This window comes from Colwellia psychrerythraea 34H, assembly GCF_000012325.1.
Lineage (GTDB): Bacteria > Pseudomonadota > Gammaproteobacteria > Enterobacterales > Alteromonadaceae > Colwellia > Colwellia psychrerythraea_A.
The window spans coordinates 1,986,869-2,004,707 of the sequence record NC_003910.7 but is presented as its reverse complement, the minus strand read 5'-3'; the positions used below and the strand labels follow the sequence as shown (position 1 = coordinate 2,004,707).

12 protein-coding genes are annotated in these 17,839 nt (G+C 36.2%); 3 read left to right on the top strand and 9 right to left on the bottom strand.

The features are described from left to right. Positions 1-20 precede the first annotated feature (20 nt). Complete coding sequence (locus CPS_RS08595) at positions 21-740, top strand: cytochrome b/b6 domain-containing protein (protein ID WP_011042765.1); 720 nt, start codon at positions 21-23, stop codon at positions 738-740. Between the two features lie 72 nt (positions 741-812). Here CPS_RS08595 and CPS_RS08590 read toward each other — a convergent pair whose 3' ends face one another. The 3 genes from CPS_RS08590 to CPS_RS08580 form a co-directional block, all read right to left on the bottom strand. Next, positions 813-2,006 carry an EAL domain-containing protein gene (locus tag CPS_RS08590; RefSeq protein WP_011042764.1) on the bottom strand — a complete coding sequence of 398 codons (1,194 nt, stop codon included), beginning with the start codon at positions 2,004-2,006 and terminating at the stop codon, positions 813-815. Further along, entirely contained in the window at positions 1,996-6,006 is a 4,011-nt protein-coding gene (locus CPS_RS22850; protein ID WP_049757813.1) for a PAS domain S-box protein, read from the bottom strand. Before CPS_RS22850 ends, CPS_RS08590 begins: the two co-directional genes overlap by 11 nt. A 94-nt stretch (positions 6,007-6,100) precedes the next feature. Beyond that, positions 6,101-6,673, bottom strand: coding sequence for a response regulator (locus CPS_RS08580; RefSeq protein WP_011042762.1), 573 nt, complete (start codon positions 6,671-6,673; stop codon positions 6,101-6,103). Positions 6,674-6,893: 220 nt separating this feature from the next. Between CPS_RS08580 and CPS_RS08575 the strand changes: the two genes are divergently transcribed. Continuing rightward, a complete protein-coding gene (locus CPS_RS08575; protein ID WP_011042761.1) occupies positions 6,894-8,882 on the top strand; it encodes a methyl-accepting chemotaxis protein in 1,989 nt (662 codons plus the stop codon). Positions 8,883-9,416: 534 nt separating this feature from the next. Next, positions 9,417-10,280: a mechanosensitive ion channel family protein gene (locus CPS_RS08570; protein WP_011042758.1), complete on the top strand. Its 864-nt coding sequence runs from the start codon at positions 9,417-9,419 to the stop codon at positions 10,278-10,280. Between the two features lie 48 nt (positions 10,281-10,328). Here the strand turns inward: CPS_RS08570 and CPS_RS08565 are convergent, their stop codons facing one another. The 6 genes from CPS_RS08565 to CPS_RS08540 form a co-directional block, all read right to left on the bottom strand. Continuing rightward, positions 10,329-12,407 (bottom strand): sensor domain-containing protein, encoded by a 2,079-nt coding sequence (locus CPS_RS08565; protein ID WP_011042757.1) that lies wholly within the window; start codon positions 12,405-12,407, stop codon positions 10,329-10,331. Between the two features lie 267 nt (positions 12,408-12,674). After that, positions 12,675-13,334 carry a response regulator transcription factor gene (locus CPS_RS08560; protein WP_011042756.1) on the bottom strand — a complete coding sequence of 220 codons (660 nt, stop codon included), beginning with the start codon at positions 13,332-13,334 and terminating at the stop codon, positions 12,675-12,677. Positions 13,335-13,589: 255 nt separating this feature from the next. Further along, positions 13,590-14,771 carry a porin gene (locus CPS_RS08555; RefSeq protein WP_011042755.1) on the bottom strand — a complete coding sequence of 394 codons (1,182 nt, stop codon included), beginning with the start codon at positions 14,769-14,771 and terminating at the stop codon, positions 13,590-13,592. Positions 14,772-15,188: 417 nt separating this feature from the next. Next, on the bottom strand, positions 15,189-15,977 hold the full coding sequence (locus tag CPS_RS08550; protein ID WP_011042754.1) for an ABC transporter ATP-binding protein: 789 nt from the start codon (positions 15,975-15,977) through the stop codon (positions 15,189-15,191). Beyond that, a complete protein-coding gene (locus CPS_RS08545) occupies positions 15,970-16,737 on the bottom strand; it encodes an ABC transporter permease (RefSeq protein WP_011042753.1) in 768 nt (255 codons plus the stop codon). The genes CPS_RS08550 and CPS_RS08545 overlap by 8 nt, the downstream gene beginning before the upstream one ends. A gap of 77 nt (positions 16,738-16,814) precedes the next feature. Further along, positions 16,815-17,813 carry an ABC transporter substrate-binding protein gene (locus CPS_RS08540; protein ID WP_011042752.1) on the bottom strand — a complete coding sequence of 333 codons (999 nt, stop codon included), beginning with the start codon at positions 17,811-17,813 and terminating at the stop codon, positions 16,815-16,817. Positions 17,814-17,839 lie beyond the last annotated feature (26 nt).

Below are 17,839 nucleotides of genomic sequence, written 5' to 3'. Positions count from 1 at the left end.
AAAATAAAAGAGAGGTCGATATGAATATCAAAAGAGAACAGGTTTTCGTATGGAGTGGTAAAATTAGACTTTTTCATTGGATAAATGTTATTGCCATTTTATTGCTGATTGTTATCGGTGTTGTCATATTAAATGGCAAACTTTTTGGTGTAAGCACTGACGGAAAAATATTATTAAAAACAATACACGTGATTGTTGGTTATGTTTTTGCTACAAATTTAATTTTCCGTTTAATCATTGCTTTTATAGGTAAAACATATGAAAAATGGGGCAAGATGTTACCTTTTAACAAAGGTTTTACTGAGGAGTTAATTGAGTTTACCCAACAAAAAAGATTAACGTACAAGGGGCATAACCCAGCAGGTAAACTGATGGTATTAGCGCTGTTATCATTCATGAGTGTTCAAATGATTTCAGGCCTTGTCATCGCCGGTACTGATATTTATTATCCCCCCTTTGGTAACTATTTCATCCAGAGCATAGCTATTGATAAAGACAATTTAGCGGTGATAAAACCTTATTCAAAAGAAAATATCGATGAAGCCTCTTATCAAGCAATGAGAGATTTTCGAAAACCCTTTATTACCGCGCATGTGTATTCTTTTTACTGTCTTTTATTTCTCATTCCATTGCATATTATCGGAGTCATTGTTGCTGAAAGACGAGAACGAAGCGCTATTGTTTCTGCGATGTTCAATGGTTATAAGTATCTCCCTAAAGATGAGCCAACTGATCACTAGACATGGCAGGTAAATATTGACGATGCTCACTACAAAAATCGAAGAATTAACGTAGTGGGCATATCAAACTAATTATTCGTTAAACTGCCATTTATCAAATTGATCCGCAGGCATAGGTCTGGCGATATAGTACCCTTGAGCTATGTCACACCCTTCGGCCGATAATAAATCCCATGTTTCTTTATCTTCAATACCTTCAGCAACCGCTTCCATATTAAGCTTATGCGCTAACATAATGCAGGTTTCGACAATTGCCATGCTTTCCTTTTCTTGCTTCATATTAGTAACGAACGATTGGTCAATTTTTAATTCGGTAAAAGGTATTTTGTGTAACTGCGATAATGATGAGTATCCCGTACCAAAATCATCAATGGATAGTTGAAAGCCCTTTAATCTAAAACGAGTAAAAATATCTAATGAAGTCACTTCACTATCCATTAATGCACTCTCTGTTAATTCTAAAACGATCATAGAAGGGTCAATTTCATACTTTTTAACCAGCATTCTTAGCTGCTCAGGCAGTTTCAAGCTGGTGATGTTTTGTGCAGATATATTAATAGATAATCGAGTCGCTCTATTTAGTTTTTGCCAATGGACACTTTGTTTGATCGCTAAATGGATTACTTCTTCAGAAAGCTGTTCAATTAAGCCTGTTTGCTCTGCGAGTGCAATGAATTTATCAGGGTAAATCAATCCAAACTCAGGGTGTAACCAACGCACAAGTACTTCTGCGCCATGGAGACATTCGGTTTTCATATTAATTTGTGGCTGGTAATATAATATTAGCTGTTTTTTATCAATCGCTTCACGTAAGTCTTGTTCCGTTGGAATGAAGTCAAACTTACCTTGATTTGCTTTATCATTATTGAAGCTAACAAGTTCTCTTTGTGCCTGCCTATTCGACAGAGAGGTCAAAAAGCACGTCAATACCTCGGTATTAATTGGTTTGGTAAAAGTGTTAATAACATTCAGGCCACAACTTAGCGCTAATGTTTCAGCCGAGTGCAATACACCACTATCGTAACCACTGATTAAAATCAAACTTGCCGGTGATTTATGCTCTGCTAAGTGACGAATCACTTCAATGCCATCCATATCAGGCATCATTAAGTCTAATATAATAATATCTTGCTTGTTCAAGCTTAACGTTAAAAATGCGCGTGGATGCTGAAATGCTTCAACATTTCCAAAAATAGGCTCAACGATAGTTTTAAGTAAATTGCACGTTAAGGTATCATCATCGACTATAAAAACTCTATTCATCATACATATAACCCTCGGTATTTCCTTTTAAACCGCTGCCTACTTGCTCTTTGTGTTTCAAAATATACTTATGCAAAGGTTTATCCATTTCCATGATATGTTCAACTAGCCAAGTGCTCATATCGGTAATTAGCCACCTTAGAATTTCTTTGTCTGAACAGACCAAAACCTTTTTGCTTAATTGTTTAGCAATCATGCGGTGAACATCACAATGATTTTTAGCATAGGGATAGTTGATGTTATTCATCAATAATTCTTCGTTAACAAAATGGTCTTGAGTGTATTGCACTATCTCAGTAATAATTGCTTGTGCAGATTGGTGATCATCTTGCTCTTCTAACAATTCTTGACAACGATTGAGTAAAGAAAACATAAACTTATGGTCTTCATCGAGTTCGCCGCCATCATCAATGCTCATTTCATTCGTCCATATTATTCTTTTTATTGGTGAGCTTTTGGGGACGATTAGGTTGTTATTTTGATTACTCCCTTGAATAGTCTTGGCATCTTGTTTATCTAGGCACTCCCTGATGATACGAAGTAAACATTTGTTCTCGTAAGGCTTAGCTATGATAGGTTCATCCAAAATGATGTTGTTATCAATTTGATTACCTTGAAAGCCACTCGCTAATAATATCTTCAATTCTGGATACAGTTTTTGCGCTTTTTCAACCAAAATATAACCGTTCATTTTAGGCATAATAATGTCTGAAAACATCAAGTCTATTGAATTTTCTTCTAATACAGCTAACGCCTCTATACCATTTGTTGCGGTTAACACTCGGTAACCTTTGGCGGCTAAAATTGTTTGAGCTAAAGCACGAAGTTGAGGTTCATCGTCGACAACAAGAATGGTTTCATTGCCAAAAACACTAGATTGCTCTTCTTTATCTTCTACTTTATTTTCTGCTTTATAATCTTGTTTAGGTATGGGTAAATAAAGTGAAAACCTTGTTCCTGATCCTAGCTCTGAATACACATTAATAGCGCCCATAGAGGATTTAATGAATCCATAGACTTGTGCAAGACCAAGCCCTGAGCCCTGATCTCCTTTGGTAGAAAAGAAAGGTTCAAAAATTTTATCTTGTATCGCTTTACTCATCCCTTCACCATTATCTTCAATCGATAACTGTACGTACTTCCCCTGTTCAATATTAAAGTTAGCTGCTTGTTCTTTTGATAACTCTACTTCACAAGTGGATAAGTTCAATACTCCACCATGGGGCATGGCATGCATTGCATTAATTGCCATATTTAATAGTGCATCTTCAAAAGAGTTCCGATCAATATTAATCTTGTGAATTGCATCATCAAGGTTGAGCCTTAAATCAACCGACAATAGAGTCTTGCGCAGTACGTCTTTATTATTTTTAATAAGCCGATTGATGTCTGACTCTTGACTCGCATCAGGTGTTTGACGAGAGAAAGAAAGTAATTTACGGGTGAGTTGGGCTCCTCTATCGCCCGCTTGATGGATTTGTTCAACAAAATTAAGCAATCCAGGTTGATCTTTTAGCTGGGTTTTTAAAATATCACTATAGCCAATAATAACGCCGAGCATATTGTTATAATCATGAGCAATACCACCGGTAAGTTGCCCAAGCGCTTCCATCTTTTGAGTTCTATTTAGCAGTTTTTCATGCTGTTTCGTCTTTGATAAATCATGACAAACCCCGACAAATCGTTTTCGCTCATCTTTATTTTTAGGGAGCTCAGCAATGGTTAAATGTAAAGGAAATGCCTTCTGATCTTTATTTTTACCTACAAGCTCTCGACCTCTTCCTATTATTTTATTTTCACCGGTTAACAAGTAATTATTAATGTATTCATCATGTTGGGCAGCTAACTTTTCAGGCATAAGTAAACTAACATTGTTGCCAACTAATTCCTCTGCTGCATAACCAAACATGAGTTCTGTCGCCCTATTACAACTTAGTATTAAACCTGATTCATCAATGGTAATAACCGCATCAAATATAGCGTCAAGTGTTTGCGATAACTCCTTTTGTTGTTTAGATATTTTAGCAAGATTAGCAATATGTTCAGTCACATCATGACCAATCCCTATCACTCCACCAATATCACCATTTTCATTTCTTAAGGGAAACTTTGAGGTCTCAAGTACTTTATTGCCATCAAGCGGTCGACGGCTTGGCGTAATAACACAGCTCCCATGCAAGACTTTCTCATCTTGCATTTTGAAGTTATTTATTTGCTCGTCGGTATAATTAAACTGTTGATCCGTTTTTCCAATTAATGACTGCGATGATTGCTTTAAAGAGTGGGCAAAAGCATTATTCGCTAATATATATTGATGTTCTGTATTCTTAGCAAAAATTAAATCTGGTGTTGAATTAATAACATTTTGTATGATTGCATTAGATTGCTTTAATTTAAGTTCTACTTGTTTTTTTTCTGTTATATCAATAACAATACCTTGATAAAAAGCAACGTTATTATCTTCACCTCGTTCAATGGTTGTTCTATCTTCAACCCAATACATTGCTCCTGAAGGAGAAACAATACGGTATTCATGAATAAATTGTTTTACACCTTTTTCAGTAAAAGACCTAACTTCTTGCATCACACGAGCTAAATCTTGCGGATGCACCATATCGGTATATTTAGTTTTCCCCGAGAGTAAATCACTTGCCTTAACCCCCAATAAATCAACATTGCTTGATACATGTTCTACTGAGCAGTCGGGCTTCCAGCGAAAAGCAATAACTCTACTATTTTCAATAACAAGCTTTGATTTCTCGAGGTTGTCTTGATAGTGCTTTAGTTCGGTAATATCACGCGCATTTACCATAACACCATAAATATTACCGTCATTTTGATAATAGGGCGACATTTCTATATCGATAAACCATGCCTGACCCGAAGAGGATCTCATCCACTTTTCTAACTTAATAATTTCTCCTGCTAAACAACGCTCACTGTAAATTTTAAGCTCTGACTCAAAATAACCTTTACTATAAATATCACGAGGATGCTTACCTATAACCTGATCAATGGTTAAATTAAGTTTTTCTGCATAAGCTTGGTTCACCGCTAAATAAACAAATTTATCATCAAGCAACGCTTGCATGCCTGAAGATAAAGTCACCATAGATTTATATTGATGTAGATTTTTATTACTTTCATCTTGAAAAGACATCAATTTTTTAGTGACCAGCATGGCTATAAAACCACAAATTACCGCAAATAATATAAGAATGGTCGTCGATAAAAAAATAGAATTATTTACTGAACTGACTGCAAACATAAAGTGCTGAACGAGTCCTGTTATAAAAACACTGAATACCGTAAAAGGAGTAATAAAACGAATCAAAGCGGTAGAGGGTGACAAGTGAGTAAATGTTTTCATAAAATAATTTTTATTATCATTTACTATGAGTACTCCAGACACAGATAAAAAACCTAAACTGGTGGATAAAGCCATAGGTATTATATCTTGTGTATTATAAAAAATAGGTGAACGATAAAGGTAAGTAACTATAAATAATAAGGAAATTAACGATAGTATTGTTGTGAAAGAATTTTTTATTAGACCAATAAAATGGCTGACGTCACTCTTTTTATTGTGATTTAATAGTATGAATAAAACACAACTGGTGAGAAAAAAGCACAGCCCTGTTACTGGAGACATTCTGGCGATGGGAACACCATTTAAATCGCCATAATTCGGCACTATATAACTCTCAAAATTAAGCTCAACGCCAGTGAAATATTCAACAATTTCTAACAGCCCAAAGAGCGAAACTATTAATAACATTAAGCCAATAGACTTTTTATAACGATAAAATTGACGAGTACAGTTAACCCAAATAAACAAAGCTAAAAAAGTCACTAAAAGTAAAGCAGAAGTTGACGGGGCCATTGGAATAAAGCCTTCATCAATACTTAAGAAGAATTCAAATAAAGGTAAATATGAAATCCCCCCGAGTACAGCGAGGCTAAATATACTTGCAAACATAATTAAGTTTAATTTTTGTTTCACTTGTACTCCTTTACTTTTTCTCAAAACATCTAAAAGTTATGACTTCTTTGATATATTTTCCATCACCACAAAGCACTTATGTTCATAAAACCGATTAATTTAAAGCCAATTGTTTTAGTAAAACAGGAATATCTATCGGTTTATTTAAACAAGTTTCTGCACCAATATTTTTAAGCTTTTCAGCATCACTTTCACTAGTATTTCCAGAAATGGTAATCACCCTAATATGATTTTGAAGAGGATTTTCCTTTACCGCTTGGCAAACTTGAAAACCATCGAGACCATGCATTTTAAGATCCAACAACAGTATATTCGGAGTAAAATCGTGAAGTTTGTTCGCTGCATCGAAACCATCTAAACTAATTTCGACTTCAACATTTTCAATCTCTATTTTGAGAAGCGCCTTTAGAAATTCAGCAAAATGAATATCATCATCGACAATCAACACTTTAGGGTTTTCACTCATTTTTACATTAAGTTCTATGTTTCTTTTAGCCGCAAATTCTTTTATATCATCAAGTTTGAAGCGACGATGCCCGCCAGCAGTGACTCTTGCTTTTAAGTTCCCTTTTTCTGCCCACAAACGTACCGCGGCAGTAGAAACCATAAGTAATTCAGCGACTTCTTTAGGTGTTAAGTAGCTTTTTACTGATTTTTTCGATGACATGTAGATAACTTAATTGATAGTTGATGCATAATAATTATTCGCTAACATATAAGAAGCCCTTAAGCTTTTATATAGTTTTTTACCCTTTATGTGATGAAATGTGATCCATATCAAACGTAGTAAAGGTTTGTTGCGTTTTTTGCGATTTTTATTGTTTTTATGATTCTATTCCGTAAACTTTACTTTCATAAATAACATGAAACATTCATAGCAGGCTCTAATGAGACTTATAGATATATCCTTTAATAAGAAAATTTTTATTTTATTATTTTTTCCTCTATTGGGGTTTTTAGGGATCGGATTAAATGCCATTGTGTCTTCCCTTTCGACCAATAATGAAATGGAACAGCTGAGCAAGTACACAAAACTGTCTTCTGTGTATAGTGAACTAGTTCATGAGCTACAAAAAGAAAGAGGAATGACAGCGGGTTTCCTTGGCTCAAAAGGAGTGAAGTTCGCCTATAAATTACCAAGCCAGAGACAAAATACCTCCAGTATTGCGGGGAAACGATTAGATTACTGGCAAAATAATCAATTTGATAATAAGCAGGTTCAACAATTAAATGACAATATTAATCAGCGTTTAAATATGCTCAATCAAATTAGAAGTAATGTTGACAGTTTATCAATCCCTATCTCAGATGCATTAGCCTTCTATACCAAAACCAATGAATTACTGTTGAGTGTTTCAACAATCATTTCTTCGATTTCTACTGATGCCAAAATCACAAAAGAAACGGTTGCCTATTATAACTTCCTTCAAGGTAAAGAAAGAGCCGGTATTGAGAGAGCCGTATTAACGGGTACTTTTGCTTCAGGTAAGTTTAATCCAGGTATGTACCAGAAATTCATTCGGTTTCTTTCTGAGCAAAATACGTATTTTTATAGCTTTAATGCCTTCGCGAGTAACGAAAATAAAAATTATTTTAGTCAAAAACAAAATGCCCCTTCAATTAAAGAAGTGATAAAGCTAAGAAAAATAGCGATAGATAATGCTACTTCAGAAAACCTTAATGTAGACGCTTCTTTTTGGTTTGAACAAGCAACTAAAAGAATTGGCGTGTTAAAAGAGATTGAAGATGAATTAACACGTTCATTATTATTACTCACCAAAGAAACCCAAGGTAACGCATTCAACTCGTTAATTTATTACCTAATATCTTCATTAATGATTCTTTTGTTAGTTGCTATTTTTAGCTTCTATATTTTGAAAGAACTACATAATCAAGTGACAGATCTTACTTGCGTTATGTCAAAAGTCAGTGATGGAAATGATTTAACCGTTAGAGCCAAATTTACCGGTAAGAGCGAGTTAGGGCTCATTTCTACGGCATTAAATTTAACGCTTGAGAAGTTTGCTGGTGCCATGAGTGAAATTTCTACTTCAAGTACAATGCTTGCAGCCGCTTCAGAAGAAACATCACAAACATGTGAACATAACTCACGTTCTTTAGTTGAGCAACAAGATGAGATTACGCTTATTGCTACTGCGATAGAAGAGTTATCAGCAACGGTTAAAGAAGTTGCAGGAAATACTCAACTAGCGGCTGATTCAGCAAAAGAAGCGGATGAGCAAGCACAAGGTGGCGCGGGTGTTGTGCAAGAGTCTTACCACTCAATTGAACTTCTTGCTGAAGAAATAAATAATTTAGCGTTGAGAATAACAAGCCTTCACGAAAGTAGTAACAATATAACTAGTGTGGTTGATGTGATTAAATCAGTCGCGGAACAAACTAATTTACTAGCCTTAAATGCAGCTATTGAAGCAGCAAGAGCCGGAGAACAAGGGCGTGGATTTGCAGTTGTTGCTGATGAAGTGAGAACTTTAGCACAAAGAACTCAACAATCGACCAGTGAAATAGAAGGTTTTATATCGGCGCTACAATCAGATGCTAACTCAGCCTATAGTGTGATAGAAAAAAGTCAGAAAATGGCAGTGAGTGCAGTGGAAAATTCTAAAAATGTTGAACAAACATTAGGCGCTATCACCCATTCAGTCAGTACCATTTTTGCGATGACCGAGCAAGTTGCTGTTGCGGTAGAAGAGCAAGCAATGGTTACTCAAGATGTCGCTAAAAATGTTGTGACAATTGAACATAAATCAATGGAATCGGCTACAGGTTCAACTCAAATTACCACTACAGCCAGAGAACAAGCGATATTAGCTGTAACATTACAAGATATATCGACGATATTTAAAATATCTTAATGTTTTGACGTTAATTGATAAAGGTTGAAAGTTATTAATATTTACTAGAAATTATTGATAACTTTCACATAACTTAAATCGATATCATAGCCATTGTCCCAAGCTTGAAAATTAGCAAGTCTTAAAGCTCTCACTGTAAATCCTGCCAATAAATAACTCAATTTTCTTTTATTTATTCAGTCAGTCCCCCTACAAAAAATTATTTTTTTTGAAGGTTTTAACATACCCATAAAATAAATCTAAAGGGGCTAAACATGATATTTAAGGTTAACCTCCAAGCCACTGTTAAAACTGTATTTTTTGAGTTTTTTTCATTAAATGCTAAGCTTACCCCATTGATGGTATTATCTGTAGAGAATGTTACCTATGCAAATAGGCAAGACTAGACAGTGTATGAACAAACCAAAATTTAAGGTCGGCGTACTCAATTCACCTACGTTACTCAACACTCATAAGTGTAATTATTTGTTAGCCATACAAAGTAGTTCTTAGTTTTTTTACCCATTTTGATCATTATTCTATAAGGAGTGTCTGATGACATATGAACAACTGGTAAGTTTTTTAAACATTTCTATCGCTTCAATTGCAGAGCAACCTATTACTATTGGTGACATTTTGCTGGTCCCCACTTTTTTGATTATTGGTTTTTTCTTGACAAAATGGTCGGTAAAAATAATTACTCACCGCTTAACAACCAAAAATACCGATCCTAATATTATTCATTTACTGCAACGAGTATTCTATGTTGTGGCAATAACGATCATAGTGATCACCACGCTAGACGTTATCAATGTGCCCATCACTGCTTTTGCATTCTTATCGGGGGCTATCGCCATTGGTTTCGGTTTTGGTGCACAAAACATTATAAATAACTTTATTAGCGGTTGGATACTAATGTGGGAGCGCCCTATTCGCATAGGTGACTTTCTCGAAGTTGAAGATGCAAAGGGTATCGTTGAGCAAATTAACACGCGGTCAACACGGATAAAGCGTGTTGATGGCGTACATTTATTAATACCAAATAGTAAGTTAATTGAAAATACGGTGATTAACTGGACGCTTGTCGATAGTTTAATGAGATCAACGGTAAGAGTTGGGGTCGCTTATGGCACGTCAGCAAAAAAAGTGTCTGAACTTATTTTGCAGGCAACAACAGAGCAGTCACGAATATTAACTGATCCAAAACCTCTGGTTGTCTTTGAAGATTTTGGTGATAACGCCTTAATATTTGAAGTGAATTTTTGGATGAAGTCAAATGTTGAAGGGGGGTTGAGAGTGATGAGAAGTAACATTCGTTTTAGATTAGATGAACTATTTGAAGAGCATAATATTATTGTTGCCTTCCCGCAAAGAGATGTACATCTTGACGGTTCAATTACTATCCTAAACAAGGATTAACCAAGATATTAAGGCATTAAGGCATTAAGGCATTAAGGCATTAAGGCATTATTTATAGTGGACTGAAAAATCAAGAAGCTGCTTCGCTGGTATCGGTTTACTAAAATAATACCCTTGCACTAAGTCACATCCCAATTCCTCTAATAACGTGAGTTGCTCCTTCGTTTCAACACCTTCAGCAACCACTGTCAGCCCTAAACTATGTGCCATTGCTATGATTGTATTAACTAACTCACAATCAGCCTTATTTAGCGGTATACCACGAATAAAGCTCTGATCTATTTTCAGTACATCAAAAGCATATTGTCTTAAATAGCTTAAGGATGAATACCCTGTACCAAAATCATCCATTGATAGTTTTATACCCAACTCACTAATTTCAACTAACGCATCATGAATATGAGATTGCCCACTCATTAATACTCCCTCTGTAATTTCAAGCTCCAGATGTTCAGCAATAACATTTGTTTCACTCAGTGAATCCTTGATAAAGCCAAGTAATGTTGAATCTCTGAATTGGCAAGGAGATAAATTAACTGCCATTGTGAATTTTTGCTGATGAATATTTTGCCATTTATTTAAAAAACCGAGGGCTTGCTTAATAACAAATCGCCCAATAGGAATAATAAGCCCAGTGTGTTCTGCAATGGGAATAAACTCATCCGGCGTTACATTACCTAGTACTGAATTGTGCCACCGCAACAACGCTTCCACCCCCGTGATCTTTTGTTTTTTAACGTCAAATTGAGGTTGGTAATATAATTCAAATTCATTACGCTCCAAGGCCCCATGCATTTGTTCTTCAACTTCAAAACGACGGAGCATCATGGTATTCATTTTCTTAGAAAAAAACGAATAAGTATTTCGTCCTAAATCTTTTGCTTTATACATAGCGGTATCTGCATTTCTCAACAAATCAGAAGCACAACGGCCATTTTCAGGTGAAATGGCAACACCAATACTCAAGGTCAGCATTAATTCTCTACCATCTATTACAAAGGGTTCCCTAAAACTTTTAAGTAAATTTTCAGTAATAACTAACGCATCATGATTTTCAGTTACACCGCGTAATAGCACAATAAACTCATCACCACCCAAGCGCCCTACAGTATCTCCTTCTCTTAATACTTGCTTTAATCTATGGGCTGATTGTATGAGTACTTTATCGCCTATCTCATGACCCAATGAATCATTAATTTTCTTAAAGTCATCTAAATCAAGAAAAAGCACTGCGATTTTTTCATTATTCCTTTCAGCTTCAGTAAGCATTTGAGATAAACGGTCGAGTGCTAAGAAACGATTGGGTAATGAGGTTAATGTATCAAAATAAGCCTGATGCCGTATTATTTCGGCAGATTTATATTGTTCACTAATATCACGAATGATGAGTACTATTTGATTATACTCAGGCAAATAACTCATTCTTGCCTCAAAATGCACCAATCCATGCGGCATAGTTAACTCATATTCAAAGGTTATCATCCCCTCTTGCTGTAATATTTTATCAACATGGGTTTGAAATTTACTGACGACCTCCTGAGGTAATAAATCTGTCATACGCTTACCAATAAACTGGTGTGGCGCAACGTAGAGATTCTTTTGGTCACCCGTATGATAATCAACAATCATCCCATCTACTTCCATCAAGAAAAATAAATCAGGTATTGCATTAAAGATTGTCTCAAGCATATGCTCTTTAAATAGTGCTTGGGATTGGGCATGTTTCACATCAGCTAAATTGACGTCAATACAATACATTTGCTTTTTATTATATTGATTAGTAAATAGCGCATGACTTGAAAAAACATTTACATCATTACCATTTTTATGACATAGGGTAATTTCTGAAGCAGGGATTTCAATGCCTTTTTTGATCCAATCACTGTGCGCACCAATAACTATCTCACGCATGGGCTTAGGGATAATTAAATCTTCTAATTTTTGCCCTAGTGCTTCTTTTTGGGTGTAACCATAAAGTAATTCACTTCCGACATTCCAATAAATTACCCGACGCTGTTCATCATATCCCTGTACGGAAACAATATTTACAGCATCAAATAATTGGTGAAGTGAATCATTAAGAACATATTGATGAGTTAGTTCCTTTTCAGCTTTGCTTGATTTCATATTAAGCTAAATCCAAGAATTCCTTTACTTTTATAATAGACTTACATAATCAATTTGACACAACTAATTGATTATTTTTTCATCTACGCCAAAATATTAAAGCGCTGCCCTGCTAATCCTTTGGCGTGTAAAACTGGAGATTTCAATTGAATATTTAGAAATGGAGATAGAAATTGCTTTGTCGATTTATCAAAGCACCGAAACTTATATTTATGACATAGAATAATTGAGGTACTTACGTCCTCAATTATTGGAAGGAAAATAAAACTAACGCTTTAAATATTGATTAAAATCGATATCGCTACAGCCGAGTACTACTTTCACTCGATTAGATGCACCTAGCTTTTTAAGAATGGATGAAACATGTGATTTAACGGTTGTTTCAGAAATATGTAAATTAAAGGCAATTTGTTTGTTAGCTTCACCTTTAGTTAAGTGTTGTAACACAATCAATTCACGCCGAGTCAATAAGGAAATACTTTCAGGTAAGGCTTGAAACTCATTTTTAGTCACTGTTGAGTTCGTTGGCGAGCGCATAATATCTGATGGTAAATATACGTTGCCTTGAAAGATACTGTCTAGTGCATCGCCAATAACATCTTTCGAAGATGATTTGGCTATAAAACCAACCGCACCATAAGAAAGGGTTTGTAGAATTTTTTGTTTCTCTTGCTCTGCTGAAACAATAACAACAGGCGTTGTCGGGCATTGATTACGTAGATCTAGCAAACCGCTGAGGTTTGACATACCAGGCATATTCAAGTCTAACAATATTAAGTCAATCTCATCATTATCTTTAACGAAAGCGAGTGTCGATTCTACATCCTCAGTTTCATAGGTGGTTGAACCGGGATACTTTATGCCGATAATATTTACAATGGCATCTCTAAACAACGGATGATCGTCTGCGACTAAAATTTTATACATAAGGCTAACTACCATGCGATTAAATTAACTATTTAAACTTAACATGTTACAAGTACTTAGTTAACCCTACGTTAGTTGTAGGTAACTCATCTTTTAGTGCAACACTTACCCAACAATAGATCAATAAACACCCAAGCCATTTAAAGGTGCCTGTTGCTAATTATAGCTAAAATCTGCTTAACCATAACGCTTGGGTGTAAATTAATATTCATCACCTTCCCCACACACTAACGAGGAAGCATGATGAACTGCGCGTTAGAAAGTTACCACTGCGCCAATTGAGAAGGTGTTATTATCTTCTGCTATCAGTGAGTTAGTTGCATCAACTTCGGTATTGTTATATTCAAATACCGCTGTTACACCAGGAACAATCGTTCTAAAATAAGCCACACCGGTATTACTATGTACCGCATCACCAACAATGCCAACAACCTCAACATTACCAGCATTTGTTGTTTCAGATTCACCGTAAGTTAATACAAAACGGTTATCATCCATTGTGTAGGCTGCTTGTACTAGATAACCATCAGATTCAATCGTATCAACCCCAACAATATGATCTAAACCTGCAACATGACCTAAACCTTTTGAACTATAACCAGAAGCAGTTAATGATAAGCCTGAAAACATAACGTTAACGCCGTAGCCAATACCTGATTGATTTTGTTCAACATCATTTATTTCACTAGTTTGCGCTACACCACTAACCCAGGCTTTCATTGAACTGTTTTCATTAAAGCTTGTGTTGTACATTAATTCAGCTTCAAAACGCGGTAATTCTTCAGATGAGTCTCCCGCTGTTTTATTAGGGTCCATAATACCTACCGCTAATTTAAAGCCGTTCATTTCAGGTGTTCTATAAGTCATTTGTGCTTTTGGCATTGGGTAAGTGTAACCCGTAGCAATGTTACCGAAAGACACATTACCGCCATCAACTAAACCAAAAAAGTCAGACGTTTGACCAAAACCAAGTAACAGTTCATCACCTAAAATATTAGCACGGTTATAGAGACCAAAATCTTTACCAAGTAAAACTTCACCCCAGCTACCACTTACCGTTGCATAGAATTGACGCACATCAATTAGTGAACCTGTGCCCAAATCAGCTGGCGATGCATCACGATTATTATCGCTATCACTTAGAGAAACCCAAAATGAAGAGCGCATACCAATTTTCACATCTGATAATTGCTTAGCAAAATTAAAACCAATATTACTTGGTAGGAAGCCTGTGCGAACACGCGATTGAGTACGATCTTCTTCCATGCCAGCAGCATTGGTTGAATCAATTGAGCTGTTAGAATAAAAGACATTGACTAAGCCATCAGCACTAAATGACATGCCATCTTTTTCGTAAATTTCAACTGCTGCATTTGCGTTGAATGCTGCCATAGTCATTGTTGCTGTAATTAAGCTTAATTTAAATAGTTTAGTCATTTTCATGCTTCCCGTTTTATCGTTATTATTTAGTACATCCATGATAAAACCATCCAATAGAAAGAGAATGAGTCAACTTACCCAAATAGCTTGTTATTTAGTCGCATACAAAAGGCTTACTACTTTAGGGGGAGCAAGGATGAGAAGTGAGTAATTGCTTTTGTTAGTTGGAATAAACGGACTAATTTGAGGGAGTAATAGAGCTCTAAGCGGGAACTAAAAGACAAATAAATGAGCAATATGACGACAAGGCTGACTTTATTTAATTAAGATATTAATATTTGTTACTATGAAAAACTAAGTAAAGGTAAGTAAAGGTAAGTAAAAGTAATAACAGAGTCGACAATATTTACAGCACTGATTGTTCATCCTTTTAAATTGATCTTATTATTGCCTCACGCAAATAAATATCGCGCGTTAGTCAATTTGCCCCGCAAGTAAGCCTGGGTACTTAGATAAAAGCTTTGCTTGCCATGCTAACTCAGACACCCCAGACTCTTTACGCGGCCTAGGCAAATCAACAATGCTCTGATGAACTATGGTACTAGGAGAGTCACTCATAAAAATAATGCGGTCAGCTAAATAAACAGCTTCTTGCAAATCATGGGTTACAAACACAACGGTAGTACCTCTTTGTTCGCACAAATCAATTAACAGTTGTCGTAATCGTGCTGCAGTAGGCGCATCAAGAGAATTAAAAGGCTCATCTAATAACAGCAACTGTGGATTTATTGCAAAAGCACGCGCGATGCTTACCCGTCGTTGCATGCCACCAGAAAGTTGACTTGGAAAATACTCCCCTTCATTTGCTAAACCAACTTGCGCTAATAAATCATCAATTTTGTGAAACTGGTTCGGTTGTAATATCAGCTCAATATTCTCTCGAACGGTAAGCCAAGGCATTAACCTGGGCTGTTGAAAAATATAGCCGAGTTGATGTAACGCTTTATTACTTTCACCCTCTTCTTGCAAAGCCCGTTCATTATAAGCGTTCTCATTATAAGCGTTCTCATTATAAGAGATGTGCTGGCCCGAACAATTTTCAAGACCACTAATCATATTGAGTAAGGTCGACTTTCCACAACCCGACGGGCCTATGAGGGCAACAAACTCTCCAGGCTTCACAGTAAAATCCAATTGCGCTAATACCGCTTGGTCACTGTTTGCATAATACTTATTTTTTATAGCGACATTGAGTTCAATCAAAACGGGTTCCTCTGGCAACAAGTTTATCAAAGGGTTTAAAAATCAGCGCTTCAATGAGTAAAATAATCACAACAAAGACAAGGGTATAGGCAAGAATTCCTGCAATATCAAAAAATTGAAACAAGGTATTCAGTGCAAAGCCGACGCCATCACTTCGCCCTAGCAACTCAACCACTAATACTATTTTCCAAATTAAAGATAACCCTGAGCGGGCAGAAGCAATGATAAAGGGATAAAGTTGCGGTAAAAATACATTAAAAAAGGTTTTACTGGCTGACAGTTGGTAAATTTTAGCAACCGCCAATAAGTCTTTATCGACCGCTCGCGCTCCTTCTCGTATCATCACAACTACCGTAGGGATCTTATTAATAACCACTGCAGCAATGGCCGCAGATTCAACTAAACCAAACCAGATATAACAAAGTAAAATAGTCACCAAGGCTGGAATATTAAGCATGATAATAAGCAGCGAATCGCTTAGTTTATTAATCCGAGCATTAACCCCCATCATTATTCCAATAATGCCGCCTAACAGCATCGCAATAATAAAGCTCAGTAATACACGTCTAAGCGTAATCAAAATATTAGTCACCATCTCACCTTCATTGAGGTGAAACTGTACACTGTTAATCACGGCAAATAGTGAAGGAAAATCTGGGCTAGCAATTACCCATGCCAAGCCCTGCCATAATGCAGAGATTACAATAATAACGCCGAGCCGCAATAATAAAAATGAAAACAACTCCCTTGAAAATCTCATGGTCAAAGCGCCTTTGTGTAAAGGGATATTTTTAAAAAAGCTTTTTGGTGTTGCAACATTTTTGTTGAAAAAGAGTTTCATTGAATACTCTTAGCACGACTCGTTTTATCCAGCGTATTGTTTCGCCAGAAAGTTCCCTCGCTTAATGCCGTCGCTTTACCAACCAAAGTACTGCCGCCCTGCTCTGCTAATATCTCAAAAACCTGCTGACTCGCCGCTATTTCTTTGTCACCAAATTCACGTAACAAACCTGCGCGATAATCTTTTTTCAATAGGGTAAATACGTCTTCATTTTCAGCTTTAATCAAGGGACGAATACGTTGCCACTCTTTATCAGATGATAATAATATTTGCTTGGCTTCTAGTGACGCTTGCAAAAATCGTGTTATCGCCTCGGGATGTTCATTTGCCCATGTTTGATCAAATACCCAACCTAACAAAGGTATTTTAGTTTCAATTCCAAGTTCCGCAAGCATTTGAGGCACAGTCACTAAGGTCTCATAACCTGCCGCTTTCAGTCTAGCGCCATAGTGCCAAAAGTTAATTGCGGCGTCTAAATCACCGCGTAGCATTAGTCTATTTAACAAAGGTGGCACGGCAAAAGTAGGTTCAGCTTGCTTCTTTAAATCAAGTCCATATTTTTTTTGACTGTAGGCTTGCAATAACAACCAACTTTTATCAACAGCTCCGCCAGCAATACCTACTTTTTTTCCTTTAAGGTCGGCCAAAGATTTAACTGCAGAATTAGCAGAAACATAAAGTCCTCCAGTCGCCATTGAGGTTGGGTACATGGTATACATTCTCTGTTCAAAACGCTGACGGTTCACCCAAAGCCAATCACTGAGGATAATATCAACCGCCTTACTTTGTAAGGCAACCGCAGAGGCATTTTTACTGGCTAATGCCATTACGGTTAAATCAAACTGAAACTTCTTATCGAGTTGATGATGTTTAATCACATCAATTTCCCAGTTAACCGTGCCGAACTTTAAAACACCAACACGTACCTCAGGTTGGGCAACGACATAAGAAGATAAGAAAAAACATACCATCAAGCCAATAAACCATTTACTCATCTTTTTTCCTTTTCTATCGATTCAAT

Bases quoted from the DNA above. Each gene is read 5' to 3' on its own strand.
- CPS_RS08545 (WP_011042753.1), bottom strand. From the start codon at position 16,737: ATGAGATTTTCAAGGGAGTTGTTTTCATTTTTATTATTGCGGCTCGGC.
- CPS_RS08580 (WP_011042762.1), bottom strand. From the start codon at position 6,673: ATGTCATCGAAAAAATCAGTAAAAAGCTACTTAACACCTAAAGAAGTC.
- CPS_RS08590 (WP_011042764.1), bottom strand. From the start codon at position 2,006: ATGATGAATAGAGTTTTTATAGTCGATGATGATACCTTAACGTGCAAT.
- CPS_RS08570 (WP_011042758.1), top strand. From the start codon at position 9,417: ATGACATATGAACAACTGGTAAGTTTTTTAAACATTTCTATCGCTTCA.
- CPS_RS08555 (WP_011042755.1), bottom strand. From the start codon at position 14,771: ATGACTAAACTATTTAAATTAAGCTTAATTACAGCAACAATGACTATG.
- CPS_RS08565 (WP_011042757.1), bottom strand. From the start codon at position 12,407: ATGAAATCAAGCAAAGCTGAAAAGGAACTAACTCATCAATATGTTCTT.
- CPS_RS08595 (WP_011042765.1), top strand. From the start codon at position 21: ATGAATATCAAAAGAGAACAGGTTTTCGTATGGAGTGGTAAAATTAGA.
- CPS_RS08575 (WP_011042761.1), top strand. From the start codon at position 6,894: ATGAGACTTATAGATATATCCTTTAATAAGAAAATTTTTATTTTATTA.
- CPS_RS08560 (WP_011042756.1), bottom strand. From the start codon at position 13,334: ATGTATAAAATTTTAGTCGCAGACGATCATCCGTTGTTTAGAGATGCC.
- CPS_RS08540 (WP_011042752.1), bottom strand. From the start codon at position 17,813: ATGAGTAAATGGTTTATTGGCTTGATGGTATGTTTTTTCTTATCTTCT.